Raw genomic sequence first — 22,241 nt, 5'->3', positions numbered from 1 at the left:
GTCAGTCACCGGCAACAGGAAAGAAGGGTGTTCTTTAGAAGGTAGAAGTAATTTTTTCAGACAAAGCGCAATCGAAAAAGAAAGATAAAAGTTCGGTTTAAATCGGTTCTTTTTATAAAATACAGGTTATCTGAAAAATGGTCAATTGTATATTCTTATTTGCCTGTTTGCTGAGTCTTCAGCTCAAAATATCAATGACTGCAAAATTTAAAATATTTAAAATTAAAATCAAGAATTAAAATGACATTCAAAATTTTAATAAAAAACATGAAATTTTATTCATTTAATTCAAAATTTAATTTGTCAATGACCTAATGTTCAATAAATATTGGGATCTTTTCAATGACGAAAATCACTAAAACCAAATGACTTCAATCAATCATTCCGAAACTACAAATTTCCGTGATTTTAAAAGGCTGAAAAAAACAATTAGGAGACAGTTCGCGGGAAAAAAGGGAATGATTACGCCCCTGGATTAAACCCATAAATGGTAAATCCACCATCCACACTAATGCATTGTCCGGTCACGTAACTGGCGGCTGGCATACAAAGGAAAGCCACCACAGCCGCTACTTCTTCGGGCTCCCCTACTCTTTTCAAAGGGGTTCTTTTCAGGACAGCTGATTTGTAGGTTTCGTTTTTCAGCACAGTTTCTGCCAATGGAGTCTGAATATACCATGGAGCCACGCTATTGACCCTGATGCCATCACCGGCCCACTCCGCGGCCAGGTTTCGGGATAATTGATTCATAGCGGCTTTGGTCATGCCATAAACGGCACCTGTTTGCAAATGCAGGATTCCAGCGACTGAAGAGATATTGACGATACTTGCCTGACCGGCATTTTTTAACAGGGTATAAAATTTAATGGAAAGATCAAAACAGGAAGTGAGGTTCGTATCCATTATTTTTTGGTAATCTTCAAAGGAATAATCTTCAGCCCTCTTGCGGATGTTTGTTCCGACGTTATTCACCAGAATATCAAGCGTTCCCCATTGGTGTTGTATGAACCCGACTAGCCTGAGTCGGTCATCCGGAATACTCATGTCTCCCTGGAATCTGGAAAGGCTGTAATTTTGTTGATGGTATTCCGCGATCTGATGATCGATGTCTTCAAGGCTTCTCGATACCATACAAACCTCAGCACCCAATTCCAGCAATTCCTTTACTATGGCTGCCCCAATTCCTTTTGTTCCTCCCGTCACGAGGGCTTTTTTACCTTTCAGGCTCCAACGATCCATTCTATGCTATTTTGATACAAAACAAAAAAGATACCCGTAAATTTAGCGATAAAACAGGAAAAGCCCATGACCAGGTCACAGGCTTTTCAAATTTATAAGAATAAATTAACCATTTATGCTCTAGGCATCAATACCAGTTTTTTGTAAACCGTTTTTCCGTTCTGGCTGATATACAGGACAACGGTTCCGGGGGTCCCGTCCTTGATGTCTATCTCTTTATTGTAATATCCGTCAAAATGTCTCAGCTGTTCTTTATAAAGGACTTTGCCTGAAACATCCACTACCTGTATGGTTGTGGGGCCTTCTTCAGCGATAAACTGAATTTTCACTTTACCATATGTTGGGTTGGGAAAAGCCCGGTAAGCTTCCAGTTTAAGTGCCCCATCAATTTCATTATCTAAAGGACCGTTTTCCACTGTAGTGGGTATATCTTCTGGAATCTCCATTACGGGGTCAACTTCGGTGGCATCTTCCTCTTCAACAAACGCTTCCGGCGATCCTTCTTCTTCCTGGCATACGAGGAATTGACCATCAATATCTATTTCGTTTCCTTCCCTCAAAATGGAAAGGGTAAAAAATTCTCCGGGAGTGTGTTTGTTGCGCTCAGTGAGGAGTTCGTCGAAGGTATTGACCTCCGCATCATCGAGGGCTACAATAACGTCCCCGGCCCGCAGTCCTGCTTTTTCAGCCGGCCATCCTGGAATGATCCCGTCAATATTCACCCCGCGACCGGCAAAATTATGCCCCCCCAACTGTACTCCGATAAATACCTTACAGGGATTGCGTTTGGTTTGCCAGGTAGTACTTTCTGACAAATTAACCTGCGTGTCGGCCACCTGTCCATCCCGGGAATAGTTAACATTGACACTTGCTCCAGGCAGGTATTTATTGAGCTCATTTCTAAGATCATACACATTATTCACAGCCTGCCCGTTGATATGAGTAATAATATCGCCTGACTTCAAACCGGCTTTCTCAGATCCTTTTCCATTAACCACACCGGTAAGTTTAACCCCGTCACCATTTCGTGACTCGTCGATATAAACTCCGAGCAAAGGTTTTGTTATTTTCTCCTTTTCCGCAATAGGAGCATCGTCAAGCCTGACATTAGTGATTTCGTCAGACATGAAAATCTTCAAGGATTCAAATTCCTGGTTAGCTTCGGCATTTTTATCTTTTGCCTTGCGAATAAACATAATCATATCTTCATTATCGGTGTCGGTATCTTCAGTCTTTGTATCTTCAGTGACAAAATGCAGGTTTACATCTTTGGCGTCCAATGTTCCCAACCCTTCAAGAGCTGCCTTGAGTTCTGCTTTGTCTGAGATGATTTTCTTTACAGTGGAGGTGGTCCCGTCAGTGTTTTCGACTTTTTGGATGATGACCATTTGAGAAGGGGATTGGTTTTGGGCAAAAGTCGTTGTAAGCGCGAGTGACAATACTAAGATTAAACTTAACAGTCGGATGTTAAAACTTTTCATTTTTGACAAATTTAGGTGATTAAAAAACCGGTTGAATCAAGGTTCGCCCAAAAACGAACCTCAATATCTACCTAATTATAAAAAAAGAGACAAAAAGAAAAACTGAACGTTGCAACCTAATCACAATTTTATGAGAATTTTTTTGCTCTGATTTTAAGTAAGACGAACCAAATAAAAAATCCTTAACAAAAACTTTTGTTTTTTTAACCAAACCTTAACCGGTGGAAAGTAATCCTTTTGATAAAAATGACGTCAAAAGGGTAAAGTCGGATGAATGAATTCGCAAAGAACAAAGTTTGACAGGTGATTAAATATCCCAATTACAGGGAAGCCGGCCGGTTGATTATTTCAACCGGCCTTTTTTTTTATTGGGAGTTTAGCGTTCTTTGCAGGAAAGCATTCAGCCAACCGGCAAAATTATTTCTTATGAAAATTGAGTTCAGAGTTGTAGGAAAAACCAACGAAGCTTACCTAAAGGAGGGCATCGAAATTTATCATAGAAGGATCGGTCACTATCTTCCCTATGCCATGGAAGTTTTACCCGACATCAAACAGGCTGGAAAACTGAGCCCTGAACAGCTTAAAGACCAGGAAGGCAAAATGATCCTCCAAAAGATCAATCCCGATGATTGCCTGATTTTATTGGACGAGAAAGGAAAGACTTTTTCCTCTGTCCAATTTGCCGGTTTTCTCAGTAAATTATTACAGCAATCCTACAAACGTATCATTTTCCAGGTAGGCGGCGCTTTTGGTTTCTCCCAAGAGGTTTATCAGCGTGCCAATAGCCAGCTTTCCCTTTCCGACATGACTTTTTCCCATCAGATGATTCGGTTGTTTTTTACCGAGCAATTGTACCGGGCCATGACTATACTCAGAAACGAAAAGTACCATAATGAGGGGTAACCTTGTTGCGGGTTGCTGGTTGGATTAAATAAATTGGTAGTTTCTTGAACTTTCCCGACTACGGTACGATTCCGCTGAGCTCCACTTGAACAATTTGAACAATTGGAACCACCCCGACCTGCGGTACGTGATTTCGCTGCGCTCCACTTGAGCCCTTTTAAACCAATATTTAATTTTTCAGACCAAAGCACAATCGTTACTGGTAAAAAATCTATCTTTGCGCCGCTTTAAAGTAAATGCCCATTTTCTAAGGGTATTATCAACTAAAAACAACTTCGAATATGGCTTTGAAATGTGGAATTGTCGGCCTTCCAAATGTAGGAAAATCTACCTTGTTTAATGCACTGACTTCAGCGAAAGCGCTTGCGGCAAACTATCCTTTTGCCACCAAAGACCCCAATGTGGGGGTCATAACCGTTCCGGATAGCCGTTTGGATCAGCTGGCCGTTTTCGTAAAGCCACAACGTATTCTTCCGACGACCATTGAAATCCTGGATATTGCCGGGCTGATCAAAGGAGCCAGCCAGGGAGAAGGATTGGGGAACCAGTTCCTTTCCAATATTCGTGAGGTGGACGCCATTATTCATGTCGTTCGCTGTTTTGATAATGACAATGTGGTACATGTCGACGGAGCGGTGAACCCTTTGAGTGACAAAGAAGTGATCGATATGGAGTTGCTCCTCAAAGACATTGAAACTGCGGAAAAAAGGGTGGACAAGCTACGAAAGGCTTCCAAAGGAGCGGATAAGAATGCACTTGGGCAACTGGCGATTGGCGAAAAAATCCTCAAACATCTCGAAAGTGAGCGTCCTGCAAGGGAGCTGGAACTGGAAGATGATGAACTGGATATCTTTAATGATATGATGTTGCTGACGGCCAAACCAATCTTATATGTGTGTAATGTGGACGAAGATGCCGTGATAGAAGGTAATGCTTACACAAAAATGCTCGAAGAAGCTGTAGCCAAAGAAGATGCCGAAGTCATTTACATCAGTGCAGAAATGGAGGCAGAAATTGCCCAGTTGGAATCCAAAGAAGAACGTCTTGAATTTTTGGAAGAGTTGGGATTGCATGAACCCGGGGTCAATAAACTCATCATGGCCAGCTATAAATTACTGCACCTCATCACCTATTTTACTGCCGGAGAGAAGGAAGTGCGCGCCTGGACGGTCCATAAAGGGGACAAAGCCCCCAAAGCAGCAGGTGTTATCCATTCTGACTTTGAAAAAGGATTTATCCGCGCAGAAGTCATTCATTATGACGATTATGTACAATATGGCTCCGAAGCTGCGGTAAAGGAAGTGGGTAAATTACATATTGAAGGCAAAGAATATGTGGTTCAGGACGGCGATGTCATGCACTTTAGATTTAATGTTTAAAAGCTCCAAAAAATTATTGAGCAAGAATTAAACTATTCAGAAGCTAAAGCCGTTTTTAATGAGCATTTCCGCTACAAAGATTATTGGCTCAACTTATGAATTTACTAATCAGGGTTTCCTTTTTTATAATGGTTTCTGCTTCCTGGCTGCAAGCTCAATCAGACACATTGGACTCAACTCTGCTTCCTGTGACTATTTACGAGCATTTTTCCGACATGGAACACCTGCTCCATCAAGAAAATGACACCACCTATATCATCAATTTTTGGGCAACCTGGTGCGGCCCATGCGTCAAAGAACTTCCTTACTTTGAGCAATTACACGAAAAATATGCCGGAGAAAAGATCAGCATCATTTTGGTGAGTCTGGATTTTCCAAAGCAAATCAAATCAAAATTGCTCCCCTTTATTGAAAAAAATCAATTAAAGTCTAAGGTCGTGGTGCTGACTGACGGTGCTTTCAACGACTGGATTGACAAAGTGGACCCCTCATGGGATGGAGCCATTCCGATTACCCTGGTCTACCAGGCAGAAAAAAGGAAATTGACATTAAAGGAATTTGAAAATTTCAATGCTCTGGATACTATTGTTGAACAATTTATAAACCATTAAAAATGAAGAAATTACCTGTATTATTTGGCATTTTATTGCTTTCTGCTGTAATGATGTCGCTCACCGACAAACCAGTAGAAGGGCTCCAGGTTGGAGACATCGCTCCGCAGATTGACCTCAAAGGCGTGGACGGAAAAAATTTCAGTTTTGAACCTTCAGAAGAGATCAAAGGCTGGATCGTTACTTTCACTTGCAACACTTGTCCCTACGCTGTTTTATATGAAGACAGGCTCATTGCTTTGCATAATGAAATGGCACCAAAAGGATGGCCTGTAATTGCGATCAACCCCAATGATCCGGCCGCACAACCTGGCGACAGTTTTGATAAAATGATTGAAAGAGCCAAGGAGAAAAATTTCCCCTTTAAATACCTGTTTGATGAAGGACAGCATGTTTATCCTGACTATGGTGCTTCCAGAACACCTCATGTGTTTTTGTTGGATAAAACAAGGAAAGTTCGTTACATCGGGGCCATTGATGATAGTGCCCGTGACCCAGAGGCAGTGAATGTTCGGTATGTTGCTGAAGCTATTAAGGCCATAGAGAACGGGCAGGAACCTAATCCGAGTTTTACAAAAGCTATAGGCTGTTCCATTAAATCTCTATAAAAATAAAAGGAGAGGCTGTTTCATAAGTGTTGGTGTTGATTTCGACGCAAACGGATAGAACCTGCAAAACGGATTCTTTTACCACACATAAAGTAAACAGCCTCTTCTTTTTTATTTGGCGAACAGTTGATTGATATCCTTAAAGGCTTTAAACTCCAAAGCATTGCCGGAGGGATCATAAAAAAACATGGTGGCCTGCTCCCCTACCTGCCCTTTGAACCGGATATAAGGTTCTATCACAAATTCCACCTTGCCGCGCATTGATTCAGCAAGTTTTTCCCAATCTTTCATCGTCAGCACAATACCAAAATGTGGCACAGGAACGCCGTGACCATCAACAGGGTTATGGATGGAGGCATTAGAGCCGTCTTTGCCCAAAGTTCTATTCAAATGGACGACAAACTGGTGTCCGAAAAAATTAAAATCGATCCAGCTGTCTGAGCTGCGGCCTTCTTCACAGCCCAATAATTGACCATAAAAAGATCGTGCTTCTTCAAGGTCACGAACCGGAACAGCGAGATGAAAGGGATTGAGGTTCATATTTTTGCATTAAATTTATTTAAGACAATGAAGATAGTTTAAAAGGTAAAAAAGTATTAAAAATTCTTTGATTTAGTTTGACAGGCACTTTGTTTTAAGTAAAAATTGCTAAGTTGCTTAATTAATTAATTAATTCAAGAATTAGGAACTTTTGGGGTTTAAAAAATATCTATTGCTTTTTTTTGTTCTTTTCCTGTGTATAAAGCTTATGTCACAAGAGAAGGTACATTTCGACCGCCTCGAAAAGGAGAACGGACTCCAACTGGAGCATATCTTTGATATTTTTGAAGATTCGGAAGGGTTCATGTGGTTTTGCACCAATGAAGGATTGGTAAAATACGACGGGAATCAGCTTAAATTTTTTAAAAACAATAAAAAGGACAGCACCAGCCTTTCCTCCTCCTGGGTTTTCGCTGGACTCGAAGATAGTAAGAGGCGATTTTGGATTGGAACCGGAAACGGACTTAACTTAATGGATCGCCGCACCCAACAATTTCAGCGATTTTATCATGTCATTGAAAATCAAACCAGTTTAATTCACAATGGTGTTCGCGATATTTTTGAAGATTCTCAAAATCGAATTTGGATAGGAACCATTGAAGGAATTTGTCTGTTTGATGAATCCAAACAGTCTTTTATCAGGTTGGATACTCCATCCTTTCTTGGAGGAAGATATTCCCCGAAATTTATGGAAGACAGCCGGAATAATATTTGGGTAACTTCCAGTAATGGTCTATATAAAATAGATTCAAAAAACGTTTCTATTGAAAAAGTCCAATTTCTCAACATAAAACAAGTGCATGACGGTCCGGTAGACCTGAATTCCACATGGGAAGATCGCCAGGGAGATATCTGGATTACGACTAAGGACCAGGGGATCTGGATTTATAAACCGAATGAACAAAAAGTTTTTCAACTCGATTTGCCCAAGGACATTCGAAATGATACTTATTCAGCTATTGTGGAATATCCGAAAGGATTTCTGATGATTGGCTCATTAAATGAAGGCTTGATCAGTTGGGACTTGGCTGGTCATCAGGTACATAGGCGTTATTCACGTAACCCGCTCGATTACGATGGTCTCATCGTCAATTCAACTTATTCTTTGGCCACTGACAGGTTTGCAAATCTCTGGATCGGCACTTTCAATGGGATCAATAAAACCAATCTGAAAGCTGAAAAATTTCATCTTTACCAAAACAATCCTGGCTCCGAAAGTTTACAAAATTACATCCTCCGAATCAATGAAGACAGAAACGGCGGTATCTGGACCAATACCATGAGAGGTGTATTCTACAGGAAAAACTTAAACGCTGCACCGGAGTCATTTATAGCCCCTCCCATAAATGAAAATCAATATTCCGGTATTCGCTTTTTTTATCTTGATGAGCAGAATAAATTGTGGTTGGCCATGAGAAACTATGGCCTTTATGTATTCAATAGCCCCAAAGGTCAATTGCATGATTTTATCGATTTAGGACAGCAAAATTATAACGATTATCCTTATGTTTTGGGAGATAACCAAAATTCAGACCTCATTTGGTATACTTCACAAAGAGGGCTCTTCCGGTACAATAAAAAAACCGCCTCCGGACAGTGGTTCACACATGATGGCTTTAACCAGGGTATATCAACTGATGGGTTAGGTCATTTTTTGGAAGACGCCAGCGGGAATCTTTGGATAGCGCTCAACAGTGGTGGATTGGCTAAATTCGATAAACGGAACGAACAATTTCATTATCTTACAAATAATCCCTCAGATTCGCTAACTATTTTACCAGGTTTGGTTACGAATATGTCTATAACAACCGAGGGGCTTTGGGTAAGCACTCAAGATGGGTTGAGTTTCCTAAAAAACGGCGCTCAACATTTTTTCAATTACCCTCAAAGCGATAGTTTGTTCCAATACGGCATTGCTGCCATGGAAACGGATGACAAAGGCAATGTATGGATCGCCGACAATAATGGCATATCGATATTCGAACCGAAAACCCGAAATTTCCATAGCTATTATTGCATGGAAAAAACACATGGTTTTACCAATGGTGGAGGTTACAAAGGAAAAGACGGGCGAATATTTTTCAGCGCCATCAAGGGAATATTAACTTTTCATCCTGATAGTATCAAGCTGGATCTGGTTGCACCAAGGGCGGTTTTAACGGGTTTTAAAATAAATAATGAAGCCGTTAATTTTGGCGAAGCGGAAGAGTTTGTTGATACCATTTTTCTTACGGCGAACGACAAAGTCATTACTTTTGAATATTCGGCACTACACTTTTACAAGCCTCAAAGGAATCAATTTCGGATTATGCTTGAAGGCTTTGATAAAGATTGGAGAAACGTCGGGCAAAAGAAAGATGCGACATATACCAATTTGAGATCTGGCGAATATACCTTTAAAGTACTTAGCGCCAATTCGGACGGTATCTGGGCCGACATCCCATTAAGCGTTAAGCTTTTTATCAGACCCCCTTATTGGCAATCCAACTGGTTTTACACCCTGATTTGTCTGGTTTTGAGCAGTATCGCTTATATGGTTTACCGCAGCAGACAACACACGCAAAAACTGGCAGAAGCCAAAAAAGCGGCCGAGAATTCTGCCTTATATAAAACTAGGTTCCTTGCCAATATGAGCCATGAAATAAGGACTCCCATGAATGCCATTGTAGGCATGAGTAAGCTGATCCTGGATACAAATCTGAATGAAAAACAAAATGAATATGCTAAGATCGTTCAGCAATCGGCGGAGAATCTGCTGGTAATCATCAACGACATTCTTGACCAATCGAAAATAGAATCAGGACATTATTCTTACCAGAACAGAGGATTTGAGTTGGATATAATACTGAACCAATTGCATCATATTTTTTCTTTTCGGGCTATTGAAAAAAAACTTGACTTTGATATCGTAATAGGCCCGGACGTTCCTCGGCGCCTTATTGGTGACGCAACAAGACTCAACCAAATTCTGATGAATCTATTAGGAAATGCCTTTAAATTCACAGAAAAAGGAAGGGTTAGGCTTTCTGTTTCTGTAAAAGAAACATCCAAAAACGGGGTGACAATTCTTTTCTGCGTGAAAGATTCCGGGATAGGCATAAAAAAAGAGAACCATGAGAAAATTTTTGAAAGTTTCAGGCAAATTCAAAATGAACAATCAGTAATTATTCAAGGGGCTGGACTTGGATTGTCCATTTCGCGGCAGTTGGTAGAAGATCAAGGAGGCACTCTCTGGGTAGAAAGTGAAGAAGGGAATGGTTCAATTTTTTATTTCACCTTGTTATTTGCCCTTGATGTGACAGGGGAGCAATCCGATAAAAACCAGCCTGCTACCTCAATTATTACCGACCCATTCAAGTTTCTCATTGCAGAAGATACGCTCTTCAACCAGATGCTGACGGTTGAATTATTAAAAAAATCTTTTCCAAATGCGCAAATCGATTTAGCCGATAATGGCAAGGTAGCCCTGGAAAAGATTAGTATAAAAAATTATGATCTGGTATTGATGGATGTCAAAATGCCCGTGATGGATGGATTGGAAGCTACCCAATTGATCAGAAAACATGAAAACAAGGAAAAACGTGCCATACCCATCCTTGCTGTTACAGCCAATGCCATTCCGGAACAACTTGAAAGTTGTAAATTGGCCGGGATGAATGATTATATCAGCAAACCTATAAATAGTGATGAGTTATTGGACAAAATAGTCAAATACCTAAAGAAAGGAACGGAATGAATGTAGAAAAATTAAGGTCTCTATTGGGTAATGATGATAAACTTGTACATAAATTTTTAGAAATGTTCAAGACAGAGATGCCGAAACAGCTAGATCTTCTTTTAGAGGCCATGGATCAATCAGACTGGGAAAACATCTCGATTATTGCGCATGGCATTAAGAGCCAAGCCAAATACCTGGATTTAATCGAGATCGCCTCTGTTGCTTCAGATTTGGAAATATGCGCGGACGAAAAAGATGATCTGGACAGCATTCCCATCTATTTATTTGATTTATCAAAAATGCTTCAGGAGGTAATCGAAACGATTTGAAGATTTATTTGGGAATGCAACATAGTAATGTAAAAAAGACAACTTACATGACTACCATTTTGTATCCAATTCCATGGACATTTAGGATTTCAATGGTTTTATCCCTTTTCAGAAATGAACGCAATTTTGAAACATAGACATTGAGGCTACGTCCTCGAACCAGGTCATCATCACCCCAAATTCTTTTTAAAGCAAGGTTGCGCTCCAGCAGTCCGTTCTCATTGTCACAGAACATTTTTAATAGGCTGGCCTCAATGGCAGTAAGTCTGATTGTTTCTTCTAAAAAAAACAGTTGCCTGGAGGTTGCATCAAAGCTAAATTGGCCAATCTGGTACCTTTCCATTTCCTGTTTTCCTTCACTATGAAATTGCGTGCGTTTCAAAATATTCCTGATGCGTAAATATAGTTCTTCCATACTGAACGGCTTGGTAACGTAATCATCAGCCCCTAGTTTTAACCCTTTTATTCTGTCTTCCTTGTGGGTTTGTCCGGTCAAAAAAATGATGGGGACAAGGCCATCCAGGGCCCGTATCTCCTCTGCCAGCTCAAAACCGTTTTTCATTGGCATTTTAACATCCAGGACGCAAAGATCAAAATGCTCATGCTTAAAGGCCAACAACCCCGAGTCAGCATTGTGTTTCAATACCGTCTTACACCCTTTAGCGTCAAGGTATTCGCGAGTAATTTCACTAAAATTAAAATCGTCGTCCACGAGTAGGATATGCGGAGTGATTTTCATGTATTTCGTTGTTTTGCCCATTTAAGGTACGAAAATACTGGACGACGGCTAAACATCCTAACCTGAAATTGACGTTTTTTAATACTTTTTAATACTTGGAAAAATTTACCTCGGTGTTTTTTTGCCGGCAGGGCCAATGAGGTAGGAATAAACCAGTCCTCCCCTGATTTCTGAAAAATCATTTGACGCAGTTAAAAAATTATTAAGCCACCCTACATTCAGCCCTAATGAATGGGCACTTGATGGTCTGAAATTAATCGCCAGATTGGCATTGAACGTATTGCCATCCCCTACTCCATTCAAATGCCGTGCATTCAGGGAATTTGAAAGCCCCAGGGTCCATTTCCCTTCAAGGAACGACAAATTTACTCCTAGAGTCCCCCCCAGGAGTTCTGTAGTCGTACCGGCAACAGAAAAAGCATGATAATTGATCGCAGTATTGAGGGTAAATTGAGAAGTTAGCAAAACTAGGGTATAATTTAAGGAAGCCATTTGGGATTCAAAATCCTGATTTTTTCCAAAAAACAGATCGTTGTCCTGGTTACTCTTCTGATAATTGGCGTTGATAAAAAAACTGTGGATAATATTAGCTCGCTGAATGTTTAGTCGGGGAACAATGCCTACTGTGGTGGTGGCCAGATTGAAAGCAACGGTATCATTGAGATCAAACCTGCCTGCTTCCTGGTAAATCGAATAGTTGGAATAATTCACATTCATGCCAAATTGGGCATTGGGATGGATATCTAGATTCGCAGAACCTATGTTTTTTTGGGTGGTTTCGAGCCGATTTTTAAGGAGGTTATTCCGCTGAATACCATAACTTCCCCGGAGGCTTACCTTATTCTTAAAAAGATTCATCGAAGACCCCAGGGTGAGACGCTCAAGATCATTGGCAAAAAAATAGGCTCCCATGGTTTCGTATTGAGGATCAATGCGTTCATATTCAAATCTTATGTTAAAAGCCTTTGGATGTTGATAATTGATACTGACTTTATTGGCCAGGTTGGTTCGGGTTGATGCTTTGGCTTCAAAGAAATTATTACTCAAAAAGGTTTCATAAACCTTTGGAGTATCCTCAATGAAAATGGCTAACGAATTCATATCTCTGGTGAAAATACTACCCGCTACGTCATAATGCACAAATACCCTTTTAAACAACGAAAACTGAGCACTTACCCCTAAAACCAAATTCTCTGCAGGAGTGATCGATTCCTGGGACTCCACCAGCGATTGCGCATCATCTTTTGCCTTAAAGAGTATTAAATCCACATATTGTTCTTCATTGCCCACCCCGATTTTAAAACCATAACCCAACCGCTTGAAAGATGGCTGAACATAAGAATAGGTGGTATCTACTTCAGCTGCATTGCGCAATTTTCCATACATGGCCGAAAATCGAAATTTTCCGGGGGTGATCTCTATACCTGTTCCCAAAAAGGTATGCCCGGCAAGAGTGTAAGGAGAAAAAGTCATATTTCGGTGTCCCAAATGCAGGGTCGCCCATTTGTAACTGGGACTGAGCCCAACCTGACCAAAAGTAGGATAACTGGACTGGGTGCCATAACGCCCCACCGTAAATGAAAAAGGCAAATTCAGTTGATCATACAAAGTGAAATTCATATTACTGCTTAAGCTCCAGATAGAACTCGGCGAGCGATCTCCAATTCCGTTAGCTTGGTAAAATCCTGTTTGAACAGCGAGGGCTCCGGACCATGCAAAGGGTGTTGCCTGATTCAACCCCTCAATGTCCTGGGCATTTAAAGAGCCCATTGAGCAGAGCAGAATTATGAAAAAACGGGATATTTTATTCATTAGGATGTATATTATTATTCGGAAGTCTATCTCCCTACCATTAATTGAACTGTTTCACTTAGTCCGGACTCGCCGCCGTCAGGATAAATAACCTTAATGGCATATTTATATATTCCCTCTGAAAGTATTAAATCTTGAAAAGTGGTCCGATCCGCACCTGTGGACTTAAAACTTTTTAATGGTTCTTCGTTCTTGCCTTTAAAAATGACAAACCTGTAATCATTGGAAGGCTGATCATAGACCCAGCTGAGGCTAACGGTTTTGGTTTCCTTATCCATTTCAGCGGTAAATTGTTGGACAGCTGGCCGGACTCCCTTGTCATAAACGGTGACCAATAAAGGAACAGAGGTCGTTTGGTTTCCTGCTTCATCCATAGCGATGAGGGTGTATTGATAAGACGATCCAGCTTCCAATCCTTTATCGCCAAAAGACGTTAGCTCTTTGTTTTCAAAGCTAACCAATTCGACAGACTCCCTTGCAGCTTCTTTTTTTCGGATCAATTTGTGTCGACTAACATCGTCAGAAGGGCTGTTATGCCAGATGAGGTTCACGGTCCCCTCTCCAACTTCATATTTGTAAATGGAGGGTGCAACAGGAGGAATGATATCTGGTCTTTTTAATACCAATACATCCGAGTACCCTGAAGGATTATTGTTATAATCAAGCGCGGTGATCTTATAATAAACCTCCTTATCCAGGTTTTTCATATTGACCGTATCCCTGATTGAAGCACTGTGGACAGGCCGACTGGTCAATGGTCTGTAAACATCATTTTTACCATTCGCGGTAAATACGTGATAGCCCATTAAATCGGACTCTCTGTTTTCTTTCCACTGAATAGTCACTAATCCCAATGTATCTATTTCTCCATAAAGTCCAACCGGGGCTGAAGGGGGTTCGTCATCAAAAACACTGGCCATGGCCGCGAAGGCAGGGCTGACATTACCGGCCGTATCCACTGCATGAACAATATAAAAAGGTTCATTTGCCCGTGGGCTCTCATCTTTAAAAGAGCGAGCGTTAGGAGATAATAATTTTTCATTAATATAGGCGAACGGTCCATTGGCATTTGGCCCCCTGCCAATGTAAAAACCAGAAAGATCTGGCGATTTCACCAACAGGTTCCAGGTCACGTCAACTGCCTGCCTGTTTCCTTTTGCTTTAATCTCTGTTGCTCCCACGGCAGGAGAAAAATCCCGGGCCATACCTTCAACAACTTCAGAAGTTTTCCCTTCATCACCAAAAGGGGTGATGCCAATGACCCGGTAGGAATACCTTTGGTAATTCTCCACAGAATCAATAAAAATGTGCTCGGTAGCATCTTTTGCTCCAAGATAAATGGGTAAGTCTGTTACACGTTTAAAATTTTGCTTGTCTGTGGATCGCTCTATATGGTATAAACCAAAAAGGCGGTCATTGTTCTCAGCCTCCCAGAATAATTTAAGGGTTTGTTCGTGTTCCTCCAGGCGAAGTCCATAAACAGATGGTGGGACATAGGACGTTCTGGTATCCTCTAAAATCACCAATGCAGTATCCTGGGCGGTGGGATTTCGGGTTTCATTGATCGTTAAACGATAAGCATAAGGATGGCCTGAAGTTATATTTTGATCCTCAAAACGCATGGCAGCGCCAAGAGCCGCCTCGGGCTCAATATTGGTGGACAGCACCACAAAAGTATATAGACCTGTTTCCTGGTTTTGATAATCCAGCCACTTTTCAATTTCAGCATTTTGCCTGGGAGGTTCAGGTTTTTCATGGATGGCTCTTGCCGTGGCCTGCACATATTTATTGGTCATGTCCATCGAGTTATTCCACTGATCCATACTCATGGGTTTAATGGCATCTTTTGTCAATTTCACCCATCCTTTTCCTGAGTCTGTATCAGTCATTTCCATTCTTTCAAGGATATATCCGTTTTGATTGGCCAATCGCCATTTGGCAGCCGAGGTGGGAAACCATCTGAGCTCCACCTTTCCATTATTATAGCGGCCAATCATTCTTAAATTTGGAGATTCTTCAGTCTGCCCCATCAGCATCAGACCAGGGAAAAAAGCCAGACAGATTAACAGTGCAATTTTTATTAATTTCATGGTGCTTTCCATATTAATTTTGAGTGATCGAATAACTAAAAGGATATTGCTTATACTTCTTACCATTTATTTTCCTGGGCTCCCAAATATTAAACTCAAACTGTTTGCCACCTAAAGGATAAGTAGGCCAACCCAAACTTTTTATGAGGTTATAGGCAACATAAAACTTATTGTTAGCAGCTGCCTTGCTCAGCAATTTTACGTCCAGTTTTGCTTTGTCAATCGTTGCCAAATGGGGTGCAAAATCGATAATTGGGAAATAAGCAGTTCCTCCCTGATTAAAATTCAGGTTATTGTTGACCATGCCATTTCCGTTGTTATTGTTAGCCTGCAGGTTTAAGTTGAGGTACATGCCGTTCCCGCCATTCCCCTTTGCTGCATTGATTTCCGATGCGGATAAAGGATCTTGGGGTTTAAGCAGGGTTTCCTTTCCGTCCAATGCCCCCGCAGCCCTAAGCAATTGATCATAATAGGAATGGTTCTTCATCCACTTAAAGTCATCGTCCATAAACTGCTTTCTGAAAGCAAAGGTTTCGACGCCGTAATATGGAAAACCGGGAGCTCTTTTCACCTTAATATTTACCGGGAGCGTTCCTATAGCCGCGTATAAATTCTGTTTTTGTGCATTACTCAAAGTGGTAAAACTCCTGTATTTATTGTCCATCTGCTTCATCCAGCCGGAGAGTGGTTTTAAGGCTATGAATCGACCTTCTTGCTGGCTTTCCATATCCCCGTATTGGTTTTCCATCATTACATTGTAAAAGGCTATTTCGTAATTTTCAAAAGCTTCACCCACTTCCAGTAAAACGACAGGAAGTTTGAAATTGTCATAACTGCTTGAATTGTAATTGCCGAAATTGTATCCGTAGCTTTGGGGTATATACCCCACCTTACTGACTTTACACGCCGCTATTTTCTGATTCATATCATCGTACTTACTCGTTTGAAAATACAGCCCGTCAAAAAGGACATGATCGTTGCTGTTGGCTGCAAAATCAAGATCAAGCACCATTCCGTTCCCAGGATTATTGTTTTGGGGCGGTTTCTTCATGATGATCTTTAACTCATAAATTGTTTTATTTTTTAATGCCTGAGGAATGTCAAATCGGATCATGGCCTGGTTTTTACCCACGCAATCACAAGGAGCTTCATAGGTATCCTGTGTTTTTAAATCTGTAATCACAGCATATGCTTTTTTGGTTGGATGGTCATTGATGAGATAACACATGTCCTCCTTCAACTTAAGCATTCCGGTGGAAGGCCCACCCTCAAAGGATTGTTTCATAAAATACCGCTGTCCGGGCAGTGGGTAGGAGAATACCAAATCACTGATATCAAATTTAACGGGCATATTGCCGGTTTTGAAATTGATAACGTAATTCTCTTCAATCTCTATCGTCCCCTTTAGAATATTCTTGAGATAGGCTTTGACAACTATGCGATAGTCCTTTTGTGGAAGCAAATTATCCTTGGGATTAATGGTAAATCGCTTATCGTTCTTGGCTATTTGGTGAAGAATTTCATTCCCTTGCTTATCCGTCAAAGAAACCTCCTGATCAAACATATACGTTTCATCGTATCCCAAATAAGGGTTGTAAACGGAGATAAATTTGTTCCAGGGATAATAAAAATCAACAGTCAGATCAGGATTCACAGGGTCGATATCCTTGGATTTATTTACGGGCGTTATCTTCTTTACCAATTTGGTGCCCTCAAAAGGATCCATATCTACTTCTACATTGCATTTTTCTCCCCGCTCAAAGTTTCCTGAGTAGGTGCCGGCATCAAAACCCACTATTTTCATGTATATGTCAACCGTGCCCTTCACCCAGGTCGGGTTGGGTAATTTGATTTCCAGCACCGCCCCTGCTTTTACGGTTACCAGGGACAATCCGAAAATCCCGGCGTCTCCTGAAACATAGGCATATGCCTGGCCCTGGGCATACCAGCCATTAAACCCGATGGGCTCTCCATCACATTTTGCATTAACATTCCCAAGCAGTACATCAAAAGCTGCCTCCGCCTGCATGTCTGCATAAACAATTTTAAAATCAAATCCTGCGTTGAACTGAAGTCCTGCTCCGAAGGCAAAAGCCAGATTTTGAGATTGAGCAACCTGTGTTGGAAGATCGTTTTGTCCAGGAGCTCCAAGACTTTGGCAGAGGTCATAAATGTAAGAAGGCAAAGGTGGTAAGCCGTTGGGCAGGTCGTTCCCAGCCATCAGGTATCCCTGGAACTTTAGATTGTATTCCGCAGCCGCATTCTCAAATCCAATGGTAGCCTTTATTCGGTTAGGGTCCTCAAAAGGGTTGAATCCCGGCGTCCAGTATCCCACTTTTATGAACCACTTGAGATTAGGTTGATCGATTACCATACCTTGCTCGTCTTTTTCCGGCAATTGGAACTGCATGGCTATAGCTCCCGACCCCGTCACTAAACCATACACGTCAACATCCACGCCGAAATTTCCATAAAACAGATTGTTGATCATGTTTACTTCAAGTTCTGCATGAACCTGTATTAATGCACTCGCTTCAGACCTCGGTTTCTTGTTGACGTCTTGCATCACGTATCCACTGCCCTCAAAGCGGATAAAATTGACCGATAAATTATTGGTGTTCAACTCCATAGAAAATGTCAGGTCGCCATTAAATGCATCCTGGCTACCGGTGATTCCAAACAGAACGCTGGCTTTAAACCCGCCAATTCCTTTTTGAGGTACAAAATTCACCCCTGAAACAGTTGGTGCCGGGCCTCCTTTTTTAACCTCAGTGTACTGATCGGGCGGCAGTGGCTGGGTCATGCCTCCCTGTCGGCTCATATTACACCAGGCTCCTCCTCCTATGCCATAAATGGAAGCTACTGTTGAAGGAATGTTAATACCAGGATTAGGGAAAGTTGCCATCACATCAAAATACCAATATTTGTAATTCCCCTTATTTTGCAAGGTTTTCCCGAACTGCATTTTGACATCTATGCCCAGATTGATGCCCGTTACCTCAGCCTGTAACGAACCTCGGAAGCCATTCCCGTATGTTTCGTCCTCATTGAATATCTCAATTTTTCCGGCAATGTAAGCCACTCCCAGGTCTCCTTTTACGCTTATCTCATTGAGCTGTGCATTTTTGTATTTAAAAATTTTGAGCTCTTTATTGAAATTGGCCCAAAGTGTAAAATCCGTTGAGCCTCCTGCTCCGGTAGATTGGTTGTTTTCCCCACCGAATAAAGAAATTTCCAGTCCGATTGATAAACCGACCAGGGTTTGCCCGTTTTCAGTTTTTTTATTGAATGCCAGATTCTTTAGCCCCAATTCAAATGTGCTGAGTTTGGCCTGGATATTTCCCTGGTTATTGAGGGCAAAAAACTTCATATCAAAATCAGGAACAAATCCCTCCTGGTCTTTTCCTGTAATCACCAATTCCTGGAATTTCAGGCTTGGTAAATTAAATTTGGAAACATTACTATTGCCAGGGTTATTGTCGAATTTGACACTGATCTCCCCGTTGAGAGAGGTTGATGCTTCAAATTTGCCGTCTTTTTTTACAATCGTTATTTTTGATCCTTCGAATAACTTAATTTTTGCAAGAAATAAATCTGCATCGACCTGATCAGCAGTTTCCAGTTCAAAGGCAAAATTGGCTCCCTTCTCGCCTCCTTTCTGGACCAGCGCCCAAAAACCGAAGTTCGCCGCCTCGCCTATGGGAAGCCTGACCAGGCCACCCAAACCACCACCGGAAAGTTTACTGTTCTTAATCTGGACATCCACCTTTTTAAGTTCAAAGACCCAGCCTGCAATGCTTCCGTCCGCAAGCGGAGTACCTTCGGCAAAAAAGTCGCCATTAACCCCCATTTTGTCCACCATAAAGTCTGAAATATTGAGCTTTATGGTGCCTCCTCCAGATTTTTTAAACCCTTTTGGCAAGGTAAGCATCAACTCTTTCATGTATAAGCCGATCCAATCATTAGGTTTTCCGGGGAATGCATTCTGGAAGGATAAACTATTTTTAGAGCTTGCAAAATCAAAGGTCACTGCACCTGCTTCAATGACAAAGTCCTGGGCTTCCGGCACTGTAAATGGATGACTTAATTCCAGATCTGGCAGAATGAAATTTTCAAAATCAACCCCTCCATTTAATTCAAAAGGAACCTTTACTTTTGTATTTACATCAGCAATGACCTTGTACTCATTGTCGAGAGGCAAGGCAATATTCCGGGAAAGTTCCACTGCGCCTTTAATGGCCAAAGCATGAAATCCATCACAATCGAGGGTCACAAAAGTTTGATTCTCCCCACCTAAAATATGCAGGGAGAGATTATTGGAAAGTTGAATATTCTGATCGTTGACCAGCGCGATTTTAATTTCTGCAGCACCAAAACCGTTGGGATGGATGGAAACACCCTTCGTCGTGATGTTGATCCAGTCTCCATTCATGGATTGAGGAACATCAATCGGTAACACCGCATTTAGATAGGCTTCAGTTGGCTCAAAGATAAACCCCACTATGCCTACATTGTAATGATCTCCATCCCAGGAAATCGGAAGATCAATAGGATTTTCTGGGATTAACTGGCTTACCAGTCGGTTGGCAGCCTGTAATTTTTCATACAATCCCTGGGCATCGGGTAAGGTCTCGATCACCCCGGTTTTCACTTTAGACATTTGGTCATTAATAAGACTGTTCGAGGTGACCATAGCAGTGATCTTGCCGGACATGAGGCGATTATTATTATCTACCTGGATGCCCTGGAATTCTACTTTCATGGTAGTATTCAGAAAATTGATCTTAATAGTGCCCGTCCCATTGAATGAGCCTCCGTTGTTTTTGCTGAAAATCGTATTTTTCATCACAAAGTACCCCACTGAAATATCCGTTCCATTGGAAATTTCACTCAAAGGAGCTCCTGTTGGCCCAGCGTAAAGTGTAGCCGATACGCAATCCCCATTGGGTGGATCGGGGTTATTATTGTTGTTATTGACAAAATTCAGGTCTTGGTTACCGGGAGCGTTGCCTGCATTCGAACCCGCTGGCAAGCTTATCATTTGCTGGAAATTATAAGTAAAGGTAGAAATGGGACTTTTGCCTTCATTTTTAAAAGCAAGCCTCCCTTGTGGATCATAAGCTGTTACCCTTACAGCATATTCATGTCCGGCTTGTAACGGTGGGTCACCGATACTGTAAGGAAACATGGTAGCAATAAGGTTGTCTTTTTCAAAAAAAGGCTGAACGAGAGTAGATCCCTGGAATGCATCATTGGGATTGAATAACCCGGTAGCAGTCATATCAACCAGTTGAAGCCGATACCGCGATAAGCCTGCCATGCCTGAAGGAGTCCATATAAAATTAATAAATTGAGGATTTTGGGCACTGACAGTTTCGTCTTCTGCGGGAGAAAGGATTACCGGTGGATCATAATTGGTAAGAAAAAGCTGGGTACATCCAAAATCATCTGAAATTTGCTGGTTAGTGCTGACGTCATATGCCTTTACACAAACTTCATACAAACCTTCAGGGAGCGTTTCTGTGCGGATGATCTGGTTGAGGTTATACCCTGTAACGGAAATATTATTTTTAGTAAGGTTATTGAAGTGATCCTGAAGGAGGTTGCTTGTTAACACTTTTACTTCAAAAGGATTTAGTGTAACAGGAAGCACAGGGCTCCAGGAATCCCTGACGTGACCTTCAATTCCCTGGTGATCGGTTACCGTTGTAATCAATTTGAGATTCAACGTTGAATTTCCCTGGTTGGTAAGGGTGATGACGGTCATGTTCCCAAAGGAAAAGTAGTCTTCCAGATGAATCGGGTATGGAGGAGGTATATTAACGGATACCCTGACTTGTTGCGCAAAGATATTTATTGCCAAAAGCAATATAGGGAATATGAATGTTAGCCTTTTGCAAGAAAATAATTTATGAATCATAGTTATTTTTTTTATCCTGAAAAAATCCATGCAGCATATTGAAAACCCATTTCAATAATGGTTTACAAACACTAAAGCAAAATTATAGGATTGAAAAACCTGGAAGGTTAAAGCCTTTTTTAAAAAATGTAAAAAAGTGTAAAAAGAATGGAGCCAGCCCCCTGGTTCAAGTAGCCTTTTTTTTAACATATTTAATAAATGTCAATAAAGCTCCCGAAAAAAATACAAGGAGGAAAGAAAACAGCATGCACCATTTCAACATAATTGATCCTCCCAAAAAATTGGCCAATAATGGGTGTTTAACAGGGTATGAAACAAGCAAAAAAATCAACAATACATTTTCTAACCCTTCAATTACAGGGAAAATTAAAGGGAAAAATATCCATTTTTTAAGGGAAGTAAAATTCAATTTTTCATAAAAAACAACCGCAAGAAAGACCAACAATACAGAATAGAGTATCGAAAAAACAATATCTGCCGTCAAGAGCATAAATACATAATTGGTTCTCCCAGTATCTCCATATCCCGAAATTACAGGGTAAAAATCAGCAGACGTAAAAAAGAAAAACCGATCTATCAATTCAGATTGCTCCGTGCCCATTATCACTCCCTGAGAAGCTTCGGGAATGATTACCAATATCATCACTGCGTTCAACAATAGTAAAAAAGAAATATTGATCAGCGTGGCATGGGTTCTAAAGAATAGCCGCAAAATCTTCTCCATTGGATTGATTGTAAATTCAGAAAATAAATTTCCACGGTTCCAAAGTTCGGCCGTTACGAGGTGCTAAGGATTAATATTTTTTTAAAAAAGATAAAAAAAGATTAAGAAGGTTACCATATCGAGGGAACTAAATTATGAAAAAGGAAGT

The 22,241-nt window shown here is 41.0% G+C and carries 14 protein-coding genes; 7 read left to right on the top strand and 7 right to left on the bottom strand.

What is annotated here, in order from left to right:
* Positions 1-462: 462 nt before the first annotated feature.
* Positions 463-1,239 carry an SDR family oxidoreductase gene (locus tag H6571_01830; protein ID MCB9322455.1) on the bottom strand — a complete coding sequence of 259 codons (777 nt, stop codon included), beginning with the start codon at positions 1,237-1,239 and terminating at the stop codon, positions 463-465.
* Positions 1,240-1,352: 113 nt separating this feature from the next.
* Positions 1,353-2,720, bottom strand: coding sequence for a PDZ domain-containing protein (locus H6571_01825; GenBank protein ID MCB9322454.1), 1,368 nt, complete (start codon positions 2,718-2,720; stop codon positions 1,353-1,355).
* A 426-nt stretch (positions 2,721-3,146) separates the two neighbouring features.
* Between H6571_01825 and rlmH the strand changes: the two genes are divergently transcribed.
* The 4 genes from rlmH (at position 3,147) to H6571_01805 (ending at position 6,221) form a co-directional block, all read left to right on the top strand.
* Positions 3,147-3,623: a 23S rRNA (pseudouridine(1915)-N(3))-methyltransferase RlmH gene (rlmH, locus tag H6571_01820; protein ID MCB9322453.1), complete on the top strand. Its 477-nt coding sequence runs from the start codon at positions 3,147-3,149 to the stop codon at positions 3,621-3,623.
* 281 nt (positions 3,624-3,904) lie between these two features.
* The gene (gene ychF / locus H6571_01815) at positions 3,905-5,002 is read left to right on the top strand and encodes a redox-regulated ATPase YchF (protein MCB9322452.1); all 1,098 of its coding nucleotides are present in this window, start codon (positions 3,905-3,907) and stop codon (positions 5,000-5,002) included.
* A gap of 95 nt (positions 5,003-5,097) precedes the next feature.
* Positions 5,098-5,613: a TlpA family protein disulfide reductase gene (locus tag H6571_01810; protein ID MCB9322451.1), complete on the top strand. Its 516-nt coding sequence runs from the start codon at positions 5,098-5,100 to the stop codon at positions 5,611-5,613.
* Between the two features lie 2 nt (positions 5,614-5,615).
* Positions 5,616-6,221: a thioredoxin family protein gene (locus H6571_01805; GenBank protein MCB9322450.1), complete on the top strand. Its 606-nt coding sequence runs from the start codon at positions 5,616-5,618 to the stop codon at positions 6,219-6,221.
* A gap of 111 nt (positions 6,222-6,332) precedes the next feature.
* Here the strand turns inward: H6571_01805 and H6571_01800 are convergent, their stop codons facing one another.
* A complete protein-coding gene (locus H6571_01800) occupies positions 6,333-6,761 on the bottom strand; it encodes a VOC family protein (protein ID MCB9322449.1) in 429 nt (142 codons plus the stop codon).
* A 208-nt stretch (positions 6,762-6,969) separates the two neighbouring features.
* On the opposite strand from H6571_01800, the gene H6571_01795 reads away from it, so the two are divergent.
* Both H6571_01795 and H6571_01790 read left to right on the top strand, forming a co-directional pair.
* The gene (locus H6571_01795; GenBank protein ID MCB9322448.1) at positions 6,970-10,497 is read left to right on the top strand and encodes a response regulator; all 3,528 of its coding nucleotides are present in this window, start codon (positions 6,970-6,972) and stop codon (positions 10,495-10,497) included.
* Positions 10,494-10,808, top strand: a complete 315-nt coding sequence (locus H6571_01790; protein ID MCB9322447.1) for an Hpt domain-containing protein — start codon at positions 10,494-10,496, stop codon at positions 10,806-10,808. Before H6571_01795 ends, H6571_01790 begins: the two co-directional genes overlap by 4 nt.
* Positions 10,809-10,851: 43 nt before the next feature.
* Here H6571_01790 and H6571_01785 read toward each other — a convergent pair whose 3' ends face one another.
* From H6571_01785 to H6571_01770, 4 genes are all read right to left on the bottom strand, one after another.
* Complete coding sequence (locus H6571_01785; GenBank protein ID MCB9322446.1) at positions 10,852-11,547, bottom strand: response regulator transcription factor; 696 nt, start codon at positions 11,545-11,547, stop codon at positions 10,852-10,854.
* A 105-nt stretch (positions 11,548-11,652) separates the two neighbouring features.
* On the bottom strand, positions 11,653-13,359 hold the full coding sequence (locus H6571_01780; GenBank protein MCB9322445.1) for a hypothetical protein: 1,707 nt from the start codon (positions 13,357-13,359) through the stop codon (positions 11,653-11,655).
* Between the two features lie 26 nt (positions 13,360-13,385).
* Complete coding sequence (locus H6571_01775) at positions 13,386-15,449, bottom strand: fibronectin type III domain-containing protein (protein MCB9322444.1); 2,064 nt, start codon at positions 15,447-15,449, stop codon at positions 13,386-13,388.
* 13 nt (positions 15,450-15,462) lie between these two features.
* Positions 15,463-21,312, bottom strand: coding sequence for a hypothetical protein (locus H6571_01770; protein ID MCB9322443.1), 5,850 nt, complete (start codon positions 21,310-21,312; stop codon positions 15,463-15,465).
* A gap of 95 nt (positions 21,313-21,407) precedes the next feature.
* Here H6571_01770 and H6571_01765 point away from each other — a divergent pair, with 95 nt between their 5' ends.
* Entirely contained in the window at positions 21,408-21,788 is a 381-nt protein-coding gene (locus H6571_01765) for a hypothetical protein (GenBank protein MCB9322442.1), read from the top strand.
* Positions 21,789-22,241: the final 453 nt, after the last annotated feature.

Source organism: Lewinellaceae bacterium, from assembly GCA_020636105.1.
GTDB lineage: Bacteria > Bacteroidota > Bacteroidia > Chitinophagales > Saprospiraceae > BCD1.
This window is presented reverse-complemented; position numbering and strand designations above follow the sequence as displayed.